13 protein-coding genes are annotated in these 16704 nt (G+C 58.9%); 5 read left to right on the top strand and 8 right to left on the bottom strand.

All coding sequences use genetic code 11. The annotated features are described in order from the left end of the window. Window positions 1-398 precede the first annotated feature (398 nt). From EP166_RS07785 to rpsU, 7 genes are all read right to left on the bottom strand, one after another. Window positions 399-1070 (bottom strand): nitroreductase, encoded by a 672-nt coding sequence (locus EP166_RS07785; RefSeq protein WP_127556184.1) that lies wholly within the window; start codon window positions 1068-1070, stop codon window positions 399-401. 21 nt (window positions 1071-1091) lie between these two features. Next, window positions 1092-2456, bottom strand: a complete 1365-nt coding sequence (locus EP166_RS07780; RefSeq protein ID WP_127556183.1) for a sigma-54-dependent transcriptional regulator — start codon at window positions 2454-2456, stop codon at window positions 1092-1094. Further along, window positions 2453-4657, bottom strand: a complete 2205-nt coding sequence (locus tag EP166_RS07775; RefSeq protein WP_127556182.1) for a sensor histidine kinase — start codon at window positions 4655-4657, stop codon at window positions 2453-2455. Before EP166_RS07775 ends, EP166_RS07780 begins: the two co-directional genes overlap by 4 nt. Before the next feature lie 353 nt (window positions 4658-5010). After that, a complete protein-coding gene (rpoD, locus tag EP166_RS07770; protein WP_127556181.1) occupies window positions 5011-6858 on the bottom strand; it encodes an RNA polymerase sigma factor RpoD in 1848 nt (615 codons plus the stop codon). A 219-nt stretch (window positions 6859-7077) separates the two neighbouring features. Beyond that, complete coding sequence (gene dnaG / locus EP166_RS07765) at window positions 7078-9024, bottom strand: DNA primase (protein ID WP_127556180.1); 1947 nt, start codon at window positions 9022-9024, stop codon at window positions 7078-7080. Between the two features lie 218 nt (window positions 9025-9242). Then, the gene (locus EP166_RS07760) at window positions 9243-9689 is read right to left on the bottom strand and encodes a GatB/YqeY domain-containing protein (RefSeq protein ID WP_127556179.1); all 447 of its coding nucleotides are present in this window, start codon (window positions 9687-9689) and stop codon (window positions 9243-9245) included. Window positions 9690-9791: 102 nt separating this feature from the next. Continuing rightward, entirely contained in the window at window positions 9792-10007 is a 216-nt protein-coding gene (gene rpsU / locus EP166_RS07755) for a 30S ribosomal protein S21 (RefSeq protein WP_028669284.1), read from the bottom strand. Between the two features lie 480 nt (window positions 10008-10487). Between rpsU and tsaD the strand changes: the two genes are divergently transcribed. From tsaD to folK, 3 genes are read left to right on the top strand one after another with little or no spacing between them, the layout of a single operon-like run. After that, window positions 10488-11519, top strand: coding sequence for a tRNA (adenosine(37)-N6)-threonylcarbamoyltransferase complex transferase subunit TsaD (gene tsaD, locus EP166_RS07750; RefSeq protein ID WP_127556178.1), 1032 nt, complete (start codon window positions 10488-10490; stop codon window positions 11517-11519). Further along, a complete protein-coding gene (gene folB, locus EP166_RS07745) occupies window positions 11512-11895 on the top strand; it encodes a dihydroneopterin aldolase (RefSeq protein WP_127556177.1) in 384 nt (127 codons plus the stop codon). Before tsaD ends, folB begins: the two co-directional genes overlap by 8 nt. A gap of 1 nt (window position 11896) precedes the next feature. Next, entirely contained in the window at window positions 11897-12436 is a 540-nt protein-coding gene (gene folK, locus EP166_RS07740; protein ID WP_127556176.1) for a 2-amino-4-hydroxy-6-hydroxymethyldihydropteridine diphosphokinase, read from the top strand. Between the two features lie 325 nt (window positions 12437-12761). Here folK and EP166_RS07735 read toward each other — a convergent pair whose 3' ends face one another. Further along, a complete protein-coding gene (locus tag EP166_RS07735) occupies window positions 12762-13418 on the bottom strand; it encodes an arylesterase (RefSeq protein ID WP_127556175.1) in 657 nt (218 codons plus the stop codon). Here EP166_RS07735 and EP166_RS07730 point away from each other — a divergent pair. Next, complete coding sequence (locus EP166_RS07730; RefSeq protein ID WP_213677101.1) at window positions 13417-14109, top strand: ABC transporter ATP-binding protein; 693 nt, start codon at window positions 13417-13419, stop codon at window positions 14107-14109. The two genes, EP166_RS07735 and EP166_RS07730, sit on opposite strands and share 2 nt — an antisense overlap. Further along, window positions 14106-16646, top strand: coding sequence for an ABC transporter permease (locus EP166_RS07725; protein WP_127556174.1), 2541 nt, complete (start codon window positions 14106-14108; stop codon window positions 16644-16646). Before EP166_RS07730 ends, EP166_RS07725 begins: the two co-directional genes overlap by 4 nt. Window positions 16647-16704 lie beyond the last annotated feature (58 nt).

Genomic DNA, 16704 nt, shown 5'->3' with positions numbered 1-16704 from the left:
AACCCGTCCATGGGGCCTAGGCTTCGGCATCCATGCCTCAGACTACCCCGGATATCACTACCCGGCAGCCGACACTTGGTTTCGTGCNCAGACTACCCCGGATATCACTACCCGGCAGCCGACACTTGGTTTCGTGCCAACACTAGCTTTAAGTTCAACAGCTAGGAAAATGACCGAAGGCTAAGTCGTAAAAGTAATTTGATATTACAGGGGTGCAGGGCGGTTCCCTGCAGCAGCGGGCAGGACGCCCGCGTCCCGTGAAGTGGCACAAGGATGTGCCTCTGAACGGTGGCAGCAGGGAACCGCCCTGTACCCCGGACTCATGCCACCAGGTAATTCAACCACAGTCGAAAACGACAGCCACCAATAAATTCAACCACAGCCGAAAACGAAAACCCTCAGAACCCAAGGAACCGCGTATATTCGTCGAGTGGAGCGCGAGGCGTTTCGAATTGGTTTTCGGGTGCTGACGGGTCGCCGTAGCCGAGGGCCATGCCGCAGACGACGACTTCGTTGTCGGGGAGGGAGAGTTGCTCGCGAATGATGTGTGGGTAGCTGGCCAGGGCGCCTATACCGCAGCTGTCGACGCCTTCGCCTTTGGCTGCCAGGAAGATGGACTGGATGAACATGCCCAGATCCATGTAGCAGCCTTTGCCCATGGCGCGCTCGATGGTGATGACCAGGCCGACCGGGGCGTCGAAGAAGTGGAAATTGCGCCGGTGTTGGGCCAGGCGGCCGGGAATGTCGCGGCGGGCGATGCCCAGGCTGTTGTAGAGGGCGTAACCGACTTCCCGCTGGCGGGCTTTCAGGTAGGCGGGCATGGGTTGGGGGAAGTAGTCGTATTCTTCCGGTCGGGTGTCGGACTGTTCGAAAGCCTCGCAGAGGCGGTCACTGAGCTGGGTCAGTGGCTCGCCAGCGAGCAAATAGGCGAAGCCCGGTTGCAGGTTAGCGCCGCTGGGAGCGCGCCGGGCGCTGGTCAGAATGCGTTCCAGGGTCGCTTTTTCGATGGGTTTGTCGAGGAAGCGGCGGGTGGATCGTCGGTTTTGCAGTGCATCGAACAGGGCGGTCATATCGGGTCGGCTTTGTTAAATTCAGTGGGTGAAGGCTTCGCGTTTGAGCCCGTATTTCTGCATTTTCTGGTTCAGGGTGCGGCGCGGCAGGTCGAGCACCTCCATCACCGCCTTGATGTTGCCTTGGTGGTGGCTCAGTTCGGCGCTAATTAATGCTTTTTCGACCTGTTCCAACCGGGCCGAGAGTGACCCTTCGCCGCTGTGTGCATTGCCCCGGTTGCTGGAACCCAATTGCAGCAGCTCGGATACCGAGACCTGATTAAAGCTGCGCGTCAGCAGATAGCGCTCGGCGGTGTGCCGCAGTTCGCGCACGTTGCCGGGCCAGTCGTGCAGTTCCAGGGCGACCAGGTCCTCGTAGCTGAGTTCCGGCACGGGTATCTGGTTCTGTTCGCTGGCTTCGTGCATGAAGTGGCTGAACAATACGGGAATGTCGCGCGGGCGTTCGCGCAGTGGCGGTAGCTGGATTTCGGCGACCATCAGCCGGTAATACAAGTCTTCGCGAAAGCGGCCTTCGTTGGCGGCCTTGCGCAGGTCTTCCTTGGTGGCGCTGAGGATGCGCACGTTGAATGGAATCGGTGTATGGGAGCCAACCCGAACGACTTCGCGTTCCTGCAGTACGCGCAACAGCTTGATCTGAAACGCCATCGGCATGCTTTCAATTTCATCGAGAAACAGCGTGCCTTTGTGGGCGGCTTCGAATATGCCCTTGCGTTGTTTCTGGGCACCGGTGAAGGCGCCGGCTTCATGGCCAAAGAGTTCACTTTCGAGCAGGTTTTCGGGAATGGCTGCGACGTTGATGGCGACGAAAGGCGCTTGCTGGCGAATGCTGAGCCGATGCAGGCTACGCGCGACCAGTTCCTTGCCCGTGCCGGTTTCGCCGGAGATGATCACATCGGCGTTTACCCGGGCCAGCGCCTGAATGTGCTGACGCAATGTGCGAATCGGGTCAGAATCCCCAATGATGGTGTCGGCCAGTTCGTCATTGTCGGCCTGGGTATGGTGCGGCTGGGTCGCCAGGTGCACCCGGCGTTGCTCGCTGGCCCGCTGAATCATGTCGATCAGGCGGTCTGGCTTGTAGGGTTTTTCAATAAAGTCGAAGGCACCGAGTTTCATCGCCTCCACCGCCTGGGCGATGCCACCATGGCCGGTGATCAGTATCACCGGGATCGAGGGGTCGACGGCCTTGAGCAGGCTCATGCCATCCATGCCCGGCATGCGGATGTCGCTGACCACGACGCCGCCGAAATCGGGGGTCAGCAGCGGCAGGGCAGCATCGGCACTGGCAAAGGTATGAACCTGCACGTCGGCCAGATCCAGCCATTGTTCCAGTGAGGCCAGAACCTCAGGGTCATCGTCGATGATGACGGCCGTAGTGTCGGAAATCATTTCGTTGCCTCGGATTGCAATACTGCGGGGCTAATGGAGTGCGCAAAGCTCAGATGGAAGACGGTACCTTGCCCTTGCTGGCTGTCGACCGTCAGTTCCGCACCCAGGTCGCTCGCCAGATTGTAACTGATCGCGAGCCCGAGCCCCATGCCATCGCCGACGGCTTTGGTGGTGTAGAAAGGTTCAAAGATATGCACCAGCTTGTCGGCCGGGATACCAGGGCCGGTATCGCGAATCGACAGAGTGAGTGGCGTGTCGTTACCCGATTGCGATGAAGCCGAGGTGGCGTGCTCCAGAGTAATGACAATGCGTCGTTGTCTGGCCTCAGCCAGTGCGTCTATCGCGTTGCTGATCAGGTTCACCACAATTTGCTCCAGCATCATGGTATTGGCCTGTACCAGACGATCAGAGTGTATCGAGAGCTGGCAGTCAATGTTGGCGGCCACCAGTCTCGGCCTCAGCAGTTCCAGCGCGTAGCGTATCGGCCCTTCCAGGGTGACCGGTGTCGCGCCGGTATTGCGCTTGCCGGAAAAGATACGTAGCTGACGAGATAGATTCGACAACCGGGTGACCAGATCTTCAATCTTGCCGAGATTGGTGCCAACGGCGTCGAGCTTGCCGCGTTGCAGCAATAAATGGCTGCTGGCAGCGTAGTTCGACAGAGCCGTGATGGGTTGGTTCAATTCATGGGCAATGGCTGACGACATACGGCCCAGGGCTGCCAGCTTCTGGTTCTGGGCGAGGGCTGCCTGAGCCTGCTGCAAGTCGCGGGTGCGCTCTTCCACACGCTGTTCCAGCGCCATATTGGCCTCTTCCAGGGCTTGCTGGGTCGCGGTCAGTTCGGTGATGTCCTGCACCGTCACAATATATTCCCGAGCCGAGCCAACCCGAATCGGGTTCAGGGTGTAGAGCACCGGAAAGCGGCTGCCATCGGTGCGCAAGCCTTCGGCACGGACCGGGGCTTGGCCGTACTGCCCCGGTTGCCAGGGCGTCAGCAACTGACCGGGCCGGTGATTCAGATCGTTTTCCGACAACGCAAAGAGACGACGCGCCTGCTCATTGATGAACAAGGGGCGAAACTGGTCGTCAAGATTCAGCAGGCCCGCATCGGTATTCTGAATAATGGCGCGCTGATGGTGCTCGCGCTCGGCCGTCAGCCGACTGATGGCGCGCTGAGCCTCGGTGCGGCGCCGGCGCTCCCGGTAGTAGAGCAATGCACCGGCCAGGGTGGCGTAGCCAATCAACACCAGGCTCTGTCGGGCGCGAACGCGGGCCTGGGCTTCGGCCAGAGGCTCACGCAGGTGCATTTGCCAGGGGTAGTCGTCGATGTTGGAGGCAAAGACCAGCTGGGTTCCATCGCTTCCGAGATCAAACGTAGACCAGCGTTCCGACTGCCATTCCGTAACCGGTTGCAATTGCTTCACCGGGTCCTGCCCGAACTGCCGGGTGCGGGCGAGCTGGTCCTGATGCACTTCGCTCAGCGGCCGGGTGGCGAAGTAATGCCAGCGCGGTGCCGACGACAGAAAAATGATGCCTTCCTGATCGGTCACCCAAACACTGTCGCCAGAAGCCTGCCAGCTTTGCTCCAGTGGTTGCAGGTTAATCTTGACCACGATGACGCCCAGGATCGAATTGTCGCTGGCTCGCACCGGTGCCGATAAAAACAGGCCCGGAATACCTGAGGTGGCGCCCACCGCGAAATAGAACCCTGGCTTGCCGTTAATGGCATCGCGAAAATAGGGTCTGAAGGCATAGTTGGACCCGACAAAGCTGAATTCGGTCTCGAAATTACTGGACCACTGAGTCATGCCCGTCGGGTCCATCAGGAAAATCTCATCGGCCCCGGCCTGGCGCTTGATGGTGCGCAACAGAATGGAGGTTTCCGTTGAATTCTCGACAGCCGGTTGCTCCGGGTCTCGTTGTGCCAGGGCAGTAACGATACGCGGGTCGTTGGCCAGAATGTGGGGCAGGTACAGGTGCCGGTCGATAGACGCCGAAAGTGAGGTTTCAAAGGCGCCAAGCCGTTGCTGCGCCCGCTCTGACGCCTGGGCGATGTCCAATTGCATCAGGCTGCGCTGAGCCAATACCAGCACCACCAGAACCAGGCCCAGCCCGGCAATCAGCCAGAACGGCAGCGACTTGGCCCAGCGACCGGGTTGTCCGCGTTTTCGTAACGCCTGAAGGGATGCAGTTAGCGGCATGGGTTTTATCGTTGTAGTGCCTGAAGCCCAAGTGTACCGCAATGCCGGAAGGGCGCGAACCTTCTGGTTTGTGGCTGTTATTGGGACTTAACTCAAGTTTCGGAGTTCGCTGAGGTGACAAGCGGCGGCTGCCGGGGTTGGTCCTGTCGGGTAGTTCGCAGCATGGATGCTGCGATCTAGGCCCGAGACGTCGGACCGCCATGGACGGGTTTACGCCGACCCCACAGGGCCAACCCCGGTAGCCGATGCGGACCAATGCCACCCAGCCGCCTCCGAACTCCGAAACTTGAGTTAACAACGACAGGCATAAAAAAACCGCGCCGGAGCGCGGTTTTTCAGTCTGACGTGTTCGATCAGTCGTCGAGGAAGCTGCGGAGGTGGTCGCTGCGCGTCGGGTGGCGCAGTTTGCGCAACGCCTTGGCCTCTATTTGACGAATCCGCTCGCGGGTCACGTCGAACTGCTTGCCGACCTCTTCGAGGGTGTGGTCGGTGTTCATGTCGATGCCGAACCGCATGCGCAGCACCTTGGCTTCGCGCGCGGTCAGCCCCGCCAGCACTTCGCGGGTCGATTCGCGCAGGCCGGTGACGGTGGCCGAATCGATCGGCATTTCCATGGTGTTGTCTTCGATGAAGTCGCCCAGCGAGCTGTCTTCGTCGTCGCCAATCGGCGTTTCCAGCGAAATCGGCTCTTTGGAGATTTTCAACACCTTGCGGATCTTGTCTTCCGGCATGTCCATCCGTTCCGCCAGTTCTTCCGGCGTCGGCTCACGCCCCATTTCCTGCAGCATCTGGCGGGAAATGCGGTTGAGCTTGTTGATGGTCTCTATCATGTGCACCGGAATCCGGATCGTGCGCGCCTGGTCGGCAATCGACCGGGTAATCGCCTGACGAATCCACCAGGTAGCGTAGGTCGAGAACTTGTAGCCGCGACGGTATTCGAACTTGTCGACCGCTTTCATCAGACCGATGTTGCCTTCCTGGATCAGATCGAGGAACTGCAGACCGCGGTTGGTGTACTTCTTGGCGATCGAGATCACCAGACGCAGGTTGGCTTCGACCATTTCTTTCTTGGCACGGCGGGCCCGGGCTTCACCGATGGAAATGCGACGGTGAATGTCCTTGATCTCGCCCAGAGCGATCTGGCTGTTCTTCTGCACATTGCGCAGCTTACGCTGGGCACGGCGCAGTTCCACGTCGTAGCGGAAGGCTTCTTCAGCGAAACGGCTGTCTTCGAGCAGATTGTTCAGCCACTCCTCCTCGGTCTCGTGACCGACGAACATCTTGATGAACTCTTTGCGCGGCATGTTCAAATGGCGCACGCAGATGTTCAGCAGCTTGCGTTCCTGGTCACGAATCTCATCGACGGTCTTCTTGATGATCACCAGCGACTCTTCAAACTGACGCGGAGCCAGTTTGAAGCAGGAGAACGTCATGCCCATGGCGTCTAGCGCGTCGGTCGCTTCTTTGCTGTAACGACCTTTCTTCTCGATCACCTTGGTCGCGGTTTCGAGTTGCTCGGCCAGCAACGTAAAGCGCTCACGGGCGAGCTCCGGATCCGGGCCGCCTTCGTTCTCGTCATCGGTGGAATCGTCGTCATCGTCGCCCGAGCTGTCATCATCTTCGGCTTTCTCTTCGATGATGGCATCGGGCGAATCGGCTGCGGGCGAGGGGTCGGCTTCGTCCGGATCCTGAAAGCTGGTCAGGATGTCGGACAGGCGACCGCCGTCTTCAGTCTGGGTATGGGCATAGGCCGCCAGAATGTTTTCGACAACACCGGGGAAATAGGCCATGGCTTGCATGACTTCACGGGTGCCTTCCTCGATGCGCTTGGCGATCACGATCTCGCCTTCGCGGGTCAGCAGTTCGACTGTGCCCATTTCACGCATGTACATGCGCACCGGGTCGGTGGTGCGGCCCGTGTCGGTTTCGACCGCCGCCAGTGCCGCCGCCGCTTCCTCGGTGGCGTCATCGTCGTCGGTGCTGCTTTCATCGGTCATCATCAATTGTTCGGCGTCAGGGGCCGATTCAAAGACTTTGATGCCGATGTCGTTGATCATCGCAATGATGTCTTCCACCTGGTCCGGCGAGTTAATCTCTTCCGGAAGATGGTCGTTCACCTCGGCGTAGGTCAGATAGCCCTGCTCTTTACCGCGGGCGATCAATTCCTTGAGGCGCGACTGTTGCTGAGATTTTTCAGCCATAGAAACCCTGTAAGTTCAGTAGTGGATCATGCGAAGGCAAATAGCCCTTTAGTTTACCGTAAATCAAAGGGTTAGCCAATTTTTGATCAATGCGGCCTGTCATTGGCTGCATTGAAAGACCTGAGTCAGGTCGGGTTCGTACGCCCACCAGGGAGCGCCAGCAGGACAATGGGCTGTAGACCCTGGCCGAAGTCAGTTTCTGGTCACAGATTTGCCCTGTCACAGTTTGCGTTTCTTCTGCAGCTCTAAAAAGCGCCGCTTGTCTTCCGGAGTGATGGAAGGGTCTCTTTCGATGATGATGCGCCGTTTGAGTGTTTCGTACTCGGCATCAGGTGCCCTCTTGGTTAGGGCGGTTACCAGTTTTTCAAGCTCTGCGCGGGCTAATGTCATCGGGTCGGTGTCGGATGTGTGTTCCTCCAGCCAAAGATAGTCGGATGCCGCAATGGGCGCCAGCGTGTCGCGCAAGCCGTGCTGACACAGGTAGTCGAAGGCATGATAGATATCGGCCCTGGGGGCTTCCTGCAGCAGTCGCACCACGCGGCTGAGCAGCGCCTTGCCCTCTTGTTCGGGCAAATGTTCCAGTTGCTCCAGATTCAGTTCGTTGGCCAGGTGTGGGTGACGAATCAGCCAGGCCAGGCAGCGATGCACCAGACTGAACTGCACGCCCAAATTGGCCCGGCTGGCCGGTTTGGGTCGACCGGAGCCTGTGGTGTCTCCGGCGTAGTCACCAGAGCCGTACTCGGACTCATAATCGTTCATTGGCCCGTCATAACTGGGCATCCAGTCATCCGGCATCGCCAGGTCAGGGTTCTGGTCTGCCGGCTCGGAGCGGGGTTTTACCGGCTCCGGTATCACGGGTTTAACCGGGGCATGAGTCGTCAGAATCTGCTCAACCGACAGGCCAACCAGGTTCGACAACTGCTGCATCAGCAATTGCCGCAAAATACCCTCGGGCATCGGCTCGATCCAGCCTCTAGCCAGGCTGGCCAGGCGAGCCTTGCCTTCCAGTGTGGTCATGTCGGTCTGGGTCTGCAGATGCTGAAACAGAAAGTCGGCCAGGCTTTGTGACTGCTTGACGCGGCGCTGAAACCCTTCAAACCCCTCGTTGCGTACCAGGGTGTCCGGGTCTTCGCCCTCGGGCAGGAACAGAAACTTGGCCTGCTGGCCGTCCCGCACTTCCGGCAGGGCGTTTTCCAGGGCGCGCAACGCGGCCCGGCGCCCGGCTTCGTCGCCATCAAAACAGAAAATGATTTCCGGGGTCAGCTTGAACAGCCGTTGAATGTGAGTCGAGCTGGTTGCCGTACCCAGGGTCGCGACGGCGTTTTTAACCCCAAACTGTGCCAGGGCGACCACATCCATATAGCCTTCGACGATAATGATGTTGTCGAAGTTGCGCAGCGCCTGACGGGCTTCATAAAGGCCGTAGAGCTCGTTGCCCTTGTGGAAAATCGGCGTTTCCGGGCTGTTCAGGTATTTGGGTTTGTCATCGGGCGTTAGTACCCGACCACCGAAGGCGATGGTGCGGCCGCGAATGTCGCGGATCGGGAACATCAGGCGCTGGCGGAATCGGTCGTACTCGCGGCCCTTGTCATTGCGCACCATCATGCCGGTGGCAAGTAGCTGCTCGGCGCTTTGTTCGGTTCCGGCGAAATGCTGGATCAGGTTTTGCCAGCCAGGCGGCGCGTAGCCGATTTGGTAGCGTTGAATAACCTCTTCGCTCAGGCCTCGGCCAAGAACGTATTGCTGGGCTATACTGGCATCCGGGTGGTTGAACAGCTGATGCGCGAAATACTCAGCGCTGCTGCCCATTAAATCGTAGAGCGTGCGGCGTTTGCGTTGCTGGGCTTGCTGGGCCGGGTTTTGTTCTTCGCGTGGCACCTCGACGCCAGCGGCGCGGGCCAGTTCTTCAACGGCTTCGGGAAAGCTGAGGCGTTCGTATTCCTGCAAAAAGCGCAGCGCCGTGCCGGAGGCACCACAGCCGAAACAGTAATAAAATTGTTTTACCGGGTTAACCGAGAAAGAGGGCGATTTTTCGTTATGGAAGGGGCAGCAGGCCCAGTGGTCCTTGCCTTTCTTCTTCAGCGGCACACGATGACCGATGATCTCGACGATGTCGGTGCGTTCGAGCAGGTCATCGATGAAATCGTTGGGAATTAGGCCAGCCATAGGTTCCTCAAAGGGATGTGCATGCGGCGTATCGGGCAATTATATCGGGCATTGCCGGTCGAGCAGAAGGCGTGGTGGATCCGGTTCAGGTCCAGCCTTGGCGTAGCGTTGCAACCGTCTGTTTCGGTCGTAATCACTTGCTAACCGCTTCAAAGGCCCAATTCAGTGGGGGCTTCTGGTGGTCAGTTGACGCCAGTCAGGGTCGGGAAACCCCGGGATCAGCCCAGCCGGGCTTTGATCAGTTTGCTTACTGCGGCCATATCAGCGCGGCCTTGTAATTGAGGTTTCAGAACCCCCATTACCTTGCCCATGTCTTGCATACCCGCAGCGCCGGTATCGGCGATGGCGGTATCAATCAGGGCATTGATTTCAGCTTCCGAGAGCGCCGCCGGGAGAAACGTGGCAATCACCTCCATTTCTTCTCGCTCGATTGCGGCCAGATCATCGCGTCCGGCAGTCTCGTACTGCGCTATGGAATCGCGACGTTGTTTGTTCATCTTGTCGAGAATCGCCAAAACCCGGGCGTCATCGACGTCTACTCGCTCGTCAACCTCTACGCGTTTGAGCTCAGCCAGAATCAGCCGCACCGTACCCAAACGTACCTTATCTTTGGCACGCATGGCGTCTTTCATGGCTTCGGTGATCTGTTGCTTGAGCTCAGACATGTCAGGTCAACCCACTTTTAAAGCGATACTTCTAAAGCGATATTTCGGCAACATCAGGACGGGCAAACAGTGTTATTTGCTCGCTAACCCTGTGCAGAAATCTTAGTACAGCCGTACCAGACGCTTGTTTTCACGCTGCAATTTCTTGGCGTGACGCTTAACCGCGGCGGCAGCTTTACGCTTGCGAACCCAGGTCGGCTTTTCGTAGTGCTCACGACGACGCACTTCAGACAAAACACCGGCTTTTTCACAGGAACGCTTGAAACGGCGCAGAGCGACGTCGAACGGCTCGTTTTCTCTAACTTTAACTGCTGGCATTAAAAAGACCTTTTCAGTGTGGGTTTGACATCTCGTAGCGGGTTCCGGTCGCAGAACCCCCAAATTCGAGGCGCGTGATTTTACGGCCTGAGCCCCTCTCTGTAAAGCCCTATGACGTTCTGACCGGCGTTGACTGATTTCCTTTATGGCACAGCATTCTTTAAACTCCCGCCTCTTTGACATTCAAGTTCCGGAATTCGGGTCGGTTCGGTGGCAGGGGCCCGCGCCGGCCACCTGGGACACCCCCGTGGGGTCGGCGTAGATCTATCCATGGCGGTCCGACGTTTCGGGCCTAGACCGCAACATCCATGTTGCGGACTACCCCACGGGGGTGCCCCAGGTACCCGTCGCTTACTGATTTGGCGAGCCCCGCAACTTGAGTCTAACAGTCACGACCTGTCTGGCGCCGTCCACATCTATATCAGTCAATGTAGATGATATGGCTTATTAGCGCGCTAGCGTCGTTCATCGGGAGTTCGAATGCGCGTTCTGGGAATTGAAACCTCTTGCGATGAGACCGGCGTCGCCCTGTACGATTCTGAACAGGGTTTGCTAGCTCATACGCTGTTCAGCCAGGTGAAGATGCACGCTGAATTTGGCGGTGTGGTGCCTGAACTGGCCTCGCGGGATCATATTCGCAAGCTGGTGCCGCTGATTCGGCATACCTTTGATCAGGCGGGTTTGCCCATGGGGGCCGTTGACGGCGTTGCCTATACCTCAGGGCCTGGTCTGGTGGGTGCCTTGATGGTGGGTGCCGCCCTCGCGCGGTCGCTGGCATGGACCTGGGAGGTGCCCGCACTGGGTGTGCACCATATGGAAGGGCATCTGCTGGCGCCGATGCTGGAACCCAATGCACCGCCGTTTCCGTTTGTTGCCCTGCTGGTCAGCGGTGGCCATACCTTGCTGGTGGATGTACGCGGCGTTGGCGAATACCGCATTCTGGGCGAAACCCTGGACGATGCTGCCGGAGAAGCCTTCGACAAAACCGCCAAAATGATGGGCTTGCCTTACCCAGGCGGGCCCTTGCTCAGCAAGCTGGCGGATAGCGGCACACCGGGTGTGTTCGAATTTCCACGCCCCATGGTCGACCGGCCGGGTATGGATTTCAGCTTCTCGGGTCTGAAAACGGCGGTGCGTAACACCGTGGCGACTCATGCAGTTGAAGAAGCCGTGCCACCCCAGATAATGGCCGATATAGCCGCCGGCTTCCAGGAAGCCGTGGTTGATACGCTCTCCATTAAATGCCGCCGCGCGCTCAAGGAGACTGGGCACCGGTCGCTGGTTATCGCCGGGGGCGTCAGCGCCAACCGGCGGCTGCGTGAAAAGCTGGAGGCGATGGCGACCGAGCGCCGGTGCAAGCTTTACTACCCGCGCCTTGAGTTTTGTACCGATAACGGGGCCATGATCGCCTATGCGGGCTGGCAGCGGCTGAAGGCCGGCGAAACCAGTCCGCTGGCATTGGATATTCGGGCGCGCTGGTCACTGGATGAGCTGGAGGCTGTGCATGGCTGAGAATAGGACAGTTGCAAACCCGGTATCGGACACGGTTTTTCTTGAAGGCCTGCAGGTTGAAACGGTGATTGGCGCCTATGAATGGGAGCGAACCATTCGCCAGACGCTCTGGCTCGATCTGACGCTGGCGTTCGATTGCCGGCCTGCCGGCACCAGCGACGACCTGGCCAAGGCGCTCGATTACGACGCCCTGAGCAAGCACATTCGCGCCTGGGCCGCTGAGCAATCATTTGAGTTGATAGAAACCTTTGCAGAGCGATTGTGCACCCTGATTTACGAATTCGCCGGCATCCGGGACATCCAGGTGCGCATCAATAAACGCGGTGCCGTGGCAGACTGTGCCGGAGTAGGCATTCAAATCAGACGGACTTTTTAACGTGACTCACTCCTCAAGCCCGAGCAGCGCCTCGCCCGTACCGGTTGCCCTGAGCCTCGGCAGCAACATCAATCGCTATCAGCACATCACCCACGCACTTGATGCCCTGAGCGATGCCTTCGGGGCGTTGGTGTGTTCCCCGGTCTACGAAAGTGAGTCGGTTGGCTTTGATGGCAGTAATTTCCTGAATTCGGTGGTGTTGATAACAACGACACTGGGGCTGGATGACATCGGGCCGATCCTCAAGCAGATTGAGGACGACAATGGTCGCTATCGCAACGGCCCCAAGTTTGGCCCGCGAACCCTGGATATTGATGTGCTGACCTACGGCGACCTGGTCGGAGAGCACCACGGTATAGAGTTGCCGCGCCGGGAAACAGGGCGTAATGCGTTCGTACTAAAACCCATGGCCGATATTCTCCCGGATACCCGGATGCCGGGCTCTGACCTGACTTACGCCCAATTGTGGGCAAACTACCCGAAAGAGAAGCAAAAGCTCTGGGCTGTGCCGTTTGAATGGCGGGGTCGAGTGCTGTCTTGACTGATCACACCGAAGTAGCCCTCCCGAACAATTCGCCGCTTGAGCGTCACTCGTAACTCAAGTTTCGGAGTTCGGCTCAGCTCTGAGGTGTTGGCCCGCACCGGCTACCGGGTATGCCTCTGTGGGGTCGGCGTAAATCCGTCCATGGAGCCTAGGCCGCATGATATGAATCCCATCCATGGGATTCACCCTCCGGGCTCGCTCCGCTCCTGCTAAAACGCTCCAGGCGTTTTAGTCCCTGCTGCGGACTTCCCCACAGAGGCATACCCGGCACCCAGTGCTAGTCTCCCATGCGAACACCGAAACTTGAGTTGTAATCTTTACGTCAAGATGACGTCTGGCCCAGGGCTTCCTGCACCAGCGGCCATACATTATCCAGAATGATCGGTTGGGCTTCATCGGTAGGGTGCAAGCCGTCTTCCTGCATTAACTCGCGGTACTGGGCCACGCCTTCCAGCATAAAAGGCAGGTAAAGCACCTCGTGTTCGTCAGCCAGGGTGGCGTACTGTTCAAAAAAGGGCTCGGTGTAGCGAGAACCGAAGTTGGGGGGCAAGCGTATCCCTAACAGGATGACCCTGGCGCCGGATTGCTGGGCCATGTCGATCATCTCGCTCAGGTTGCGGCTGATTTGCGGAATCTGGAAGCCACGCAGGCCATCGTTGGCGCCGAGCTCCAGAATCATGATATCCGGTTCATACTGATCCAGCAGGGCGGGCAGGCGCTCCAGGCCGCCCCGGGAGGTTTCACCACTGATGCTGGCATTGATGACGCTATAGTCTGCGTCGCCCTGATTGAGTTGTTGCTCCAGCAGGGTCACCCAGGTGGCTTCCGGTGGCATGCCATAGCCGGCGCTGAGGCTGTCTCCCATGACCAGCAGGGTATTTGCCTGAACCGTAGCCAGAACACTGACCGCCGCCAGAGCCAGCAGTCGAGTCGCCTTATGGCGTAACCATTGAATACTCAGAAGAGACTCAAACAGCATGAATGATACGTCCACGATTATGATTGAGACCCGAAAGCTTAAACAGGAAGTCACCAGCGGGGAAGGGGCCCTGGTCATCCTGAAGGGGATCGACATGGCGATTTACGCGGGCGAGAGCGTTGCCATTGTCGGCGTATCGGGTTCCGGCAAGTCTACCCTGCTCGGTATGCTGGCGGGTCTCGACCGGCCCAGTAGCGGCGAAGTTTTCCTCGCAGGCACCGAGATTACGGCGCTGGACGAAGAGCAGAGAGCCCTATTGCGTGGCAAACAAGTGGGTTTCGTGTTCCAGAATTTTCAACTGTTGCCGAGTTTGACCGCACTCGAAAACGTCATGCTGCCGCTGGAAGTAAAGGGTGCGAAAGAACCTCAGGTTCGGGCCGCCCAGTGGCTGGAACGGGTCGGCCTGGCGGGCCGGGCAACGCATTACCCACTCCAATTGAGTGGCGGGGAGCAGCAACGGGTGGCGGTGGCGCGAGCCTTTGCCAGCGAGGCGCCTATCCTGTTTGCCGACGAACCTACCGGTAATCTCGACAGCCGTACCGGTGAAAAAGTGGCTGATCTGCTGTTTTCCCTGAACCGTGAGAGCGGTACCACCCTGGTGCTGGTCACTCACGATCCGAAACTGGCGGCCCGTTGTGACCGGCAGTTGGAAATGGAAGACGGCACCCTGCGTGAGGTGGCGCTGGCATGACCTTGTCTGTGAAATCCGACGCACTTGAATCGGGTGCGAGCCAGAGCCGATCGGCGCGATCACTGGCGCTCAAATTGTTGTGGCGTGACTGGCGCAGTGGTGAGCTGAACATTCTGATCGCCGCGCTGATGGTGGCGGTTACCACGGTCACCAGCATTGGCCTGTTTTCTGACCGTATCCGCAATTCCATTCAGGACGAAGCGGGCTCGCTGCTGGCGGCTGATGCTCAGATTCGCAGCCGCAGTGCCATTCCCATTTCTGCAGAACTGCGGCAGCAAGCCGAGTCTGCGGGGCTTGCGACGGCAGATATTGTCACCTTTCAGGCCATGTCGTTTGGCAACAACGATGCGTTGCAGCTGAGTGCCGTTAAGGCCGTATCGCCCGAGTATCCGTTGAAGGGCGAGTTAGTGATCGCTGACCAGCCTTTTGGCGAGGGGCGTTCTGTGCAGACAGGTCCGCCGCCCGGCGAGGCCTGGATTATTTCACGGCTGTTTCTGTCGTTGGGTGTCGACATTGGCGACACCATCGGCGTCGGTGATGCCAATTTACGGGTTACTGCAGCGCTGATCACCGAACCGGATGAAGCCGGCTCCTTTTTCGATTTTAACCCCCGGGTGATGATCAATACGGCCGATGTGGAACAAACCGGAGCCGTGCAGCTGGGCAGTCGTGCCCGGTACCGCTTGTTGCTCGGCGGGGATGTGGAGCCCTTTAAGGCTCAGGTTGAAGACGGCTTGCGCCCGGAGTACCGCTGGGCCGATGTTCGGGACGCCAACGAAGGGGTGACGTCGGCGCTGGACCGAGCCGAGAGTTTTCTGTTGCTGGCTGGCTCGCTCGGCGTGATGCTGGCCGGGGTAGCCCTGGCGCTGGCGTCACGGCGCTACGCCAGTCGTCAGTTGAGCCATGTCGCCTTGCTTAAAACTCTGGGGCTGACCCCCAATGCCATTGCCCGGTTGTATGCCGGTAATCTGCTGATTCTGGGTGTGATTACCGTGTTCGCCGGCCTGGTAGTGGGCTGGGTGCTGCACTGGGCCTTTCTGGAACTGGCCTCTGGCCTTCTGCCACGGGAGCTTGAGCCAGCGGGCTGGCGCCCGCTCTGGATCGGTCTGCTGACCGGTCTGGTCTGCCTGATGGCTTTTGCGTTTCCGCCGGTTTGGGTGTTGCGTCAGGTCCCCCCGGCCAAGGTGCTGCGTTCGGAACTCGAAGGCGGCACCCTAAGCCAGCGCGTGGTGGTGGCCATTGGCGCTGTTGCGGTGGTTGGGCTGGTCTGGTTTTACAGCGGTGATGTGCTGCTGACCGCGGCTCTGTTGGGCGGCGGGCTTATTGCCCTGGCGGGCGTTTCGTTGATGGCCGCTGTACTGATTCGGGTGGTGCGGCGTTATGGCAGTCGGCTGGGCACGACTTGGCGGCTTGGCCTTTCTAACCTGCAGCGCCACAGTAGGCAGAATGCGTTTCAGATCATGGTGTTTTCGATTGCGCTGATGCTGTTGTTCATTCTGACCTTGCTGCGCTCTTCGCTGATCGGCGAGTGGCAGCAGCAATTGCCGGAAGGCGCCCCCAATAATTTTGCGTTCAATATCTTTGAAGACGAAATCGACGGCTTTCAGGGCATTCTGGATGCCAATGACGTACAGCGCGAGCCGCTGTATCCGATGATTAGGGGCCGGCTGACCGAGGTGAATGATGAAGCCCTCACTGACCGGCTGGACCGGTTGCAACCCAGTGGTGACGATTTCCGGCGCGAACTGAACCTTACCTGGTCCGACACTCTGGCAGACGATAATGCCGTCGTAGAAGGTGACTGGTGGGAGCCGGGTGATGCCGAGCGCAATCTGATCTCGGTAGAGCAGGAATTCGCCGAGCAGCTGGAGGTTGGGCTGGGCGATGCGCTGACGTTCACCATCGGAGGGCAGCAGGTAAACGTCACGGTTAAGAGCATACGCTCCGTGCAATGGGACAGCCTGGCACCGAATTTCTATGTGATATTCAGTGGCCCCATTCTGGACGGTGCCGGTGCGGCCTACATTACCAGCTTCTATCTGGATGCCGATCAGAAGCCCTTGTTGGCCGAGCTGCTGCGCCAGCATCCGACCGTCAGCGTGATTGAGGTCGATGCCATCATCAGGCAGATCCAGGACATTGTTGGCCAGGTGACGGTGGCCGTTGAGTTTATTCTGGGGCTGGTACTGGTGGCCGGTTTTATTGTGCTACTCGCCAGTGTTCAGGCGACGCTTGATGTGCGCCTGGTCGAAAGCGCCATTCTGCGCACCCTGGGTGCCCGGGCTGCGCTGGTGCGGGGCGGTCTCTGGATCGAGTTTGCCTCGCTTGGCGCGCTGGCGGGCTTGCTGGGTGCGCTCGGTGCGGAACTTGCCCTGGCTTATTTCCAGACGGAAATGCTGAACCTGAGCTGGACGCCGCATCCCTTGCTCTGGGTAACAGGCCCGGTGCTCGGGGGCGTGGTCATCGGTGTGATCGGGGTTGTCTCGACCCGGCGGGTGATCAAGGTGCCGCCCATGGTGGTGCTCAGAAGCGTTTAAGTTTGGCTCTAGGGCACAGCGGGCCATTGAAATGGCCCGCTGTGCCCTAATCATACCC

The organism is Saccharospirillum alexandrii, assembly GCF_004000275.1.
GTDB classification, from domain to species: domain Bacteria; phylum Pseudomonadota; class Gammaproteobacteria; order Pseudomonadales; family Natronospirillaceae; genus Saccharospirillum; species Saccharospirillum alexandrii.
The sequence above is the reverse complement of the archived record's forward strand: the minus strand, read 5'-3'. Positions and strand labels throughout refer to the sequence as shown.

Coding starts and splice junctions, on each gene's coding strand:
- EP166_RS07785 (WP_127556184.1), bottom strand. CDS start 1,070: ATGACCGCCCTGTTCGATGCACTGCAAAACCGACGATCCACCCGCCGC.
- EP166_RS07780 (WP_127556183.1), bottom strand. CDS start 2,456: ATGATTTCCGACACTACGGCCGTCATCATCGACGATGACCCTGAGGTT.
- EP166_RS07775 (WP_127556182.1), bottom strand. CDS start 4,657: ATGCCGCTAACTGCATCCCTTCAGGCGTTACGAAAACGCGGACAACCC.
- rpoD (WP_127556181.1), bottom strand. CDS start 6,858: ATGGCTGAAAAATCTCAGCAACAGTCGCGCCTCAAGGAATTGATCGCC.
- dnaG (WP_127556180.1), bottom strand. CDS start 9,024: ATGGCTGGCCTAATTCCCAACGATTTCATCGATGACCTGCTCGAACGC.
- EP166_RS07760 (WP_127556179.1), bottom strand. CDS start 9,689: ATGTCTGAGCTCAAGCAACAGATCACCGAAGCCATGAAAGACGCCATG.
- rpsU (WP_028669284.1), bottom strand. CDS start 10,007: ATGCCAGCAGTTAAAGTTAGAGAAAACGAGCCGTTCGACGTCGCTCTG.
- tsaD (WP_127556178.1), top strand. CDS start 10,488: ATGCGCGTTCTGGGAATTGAAACCTCTTGCGATGAGACCGGCGTCGCC.
- folB (WP_127556177.1), top strand. CDS start 11,512: ATGGCTGAGAATAGGACAGTTGCAAACCCGGTATCGGACACGGTTTTT.
- EP166_RS07730 (WP_213677101.1), top strand. CDS start 13,417: ATGAATGATACGTCCACGATTATGATTGAGACCCGAAAGCTTAAACAG.
- EP166_RS07735 (WP_127556175.1), bottom strand. CDS start 13,418: ATGCTGTTTGAGTCTCTTCTGAGTATTCAATGGTTACGCCATAAGGCG.
- EP166_RS07725 (WP_127556174.1), top strand. CDS start 14,106: ATGACCTTGTCTGTGAAATCCGACGCACTTGAATCGGGTGCGAGCCAG.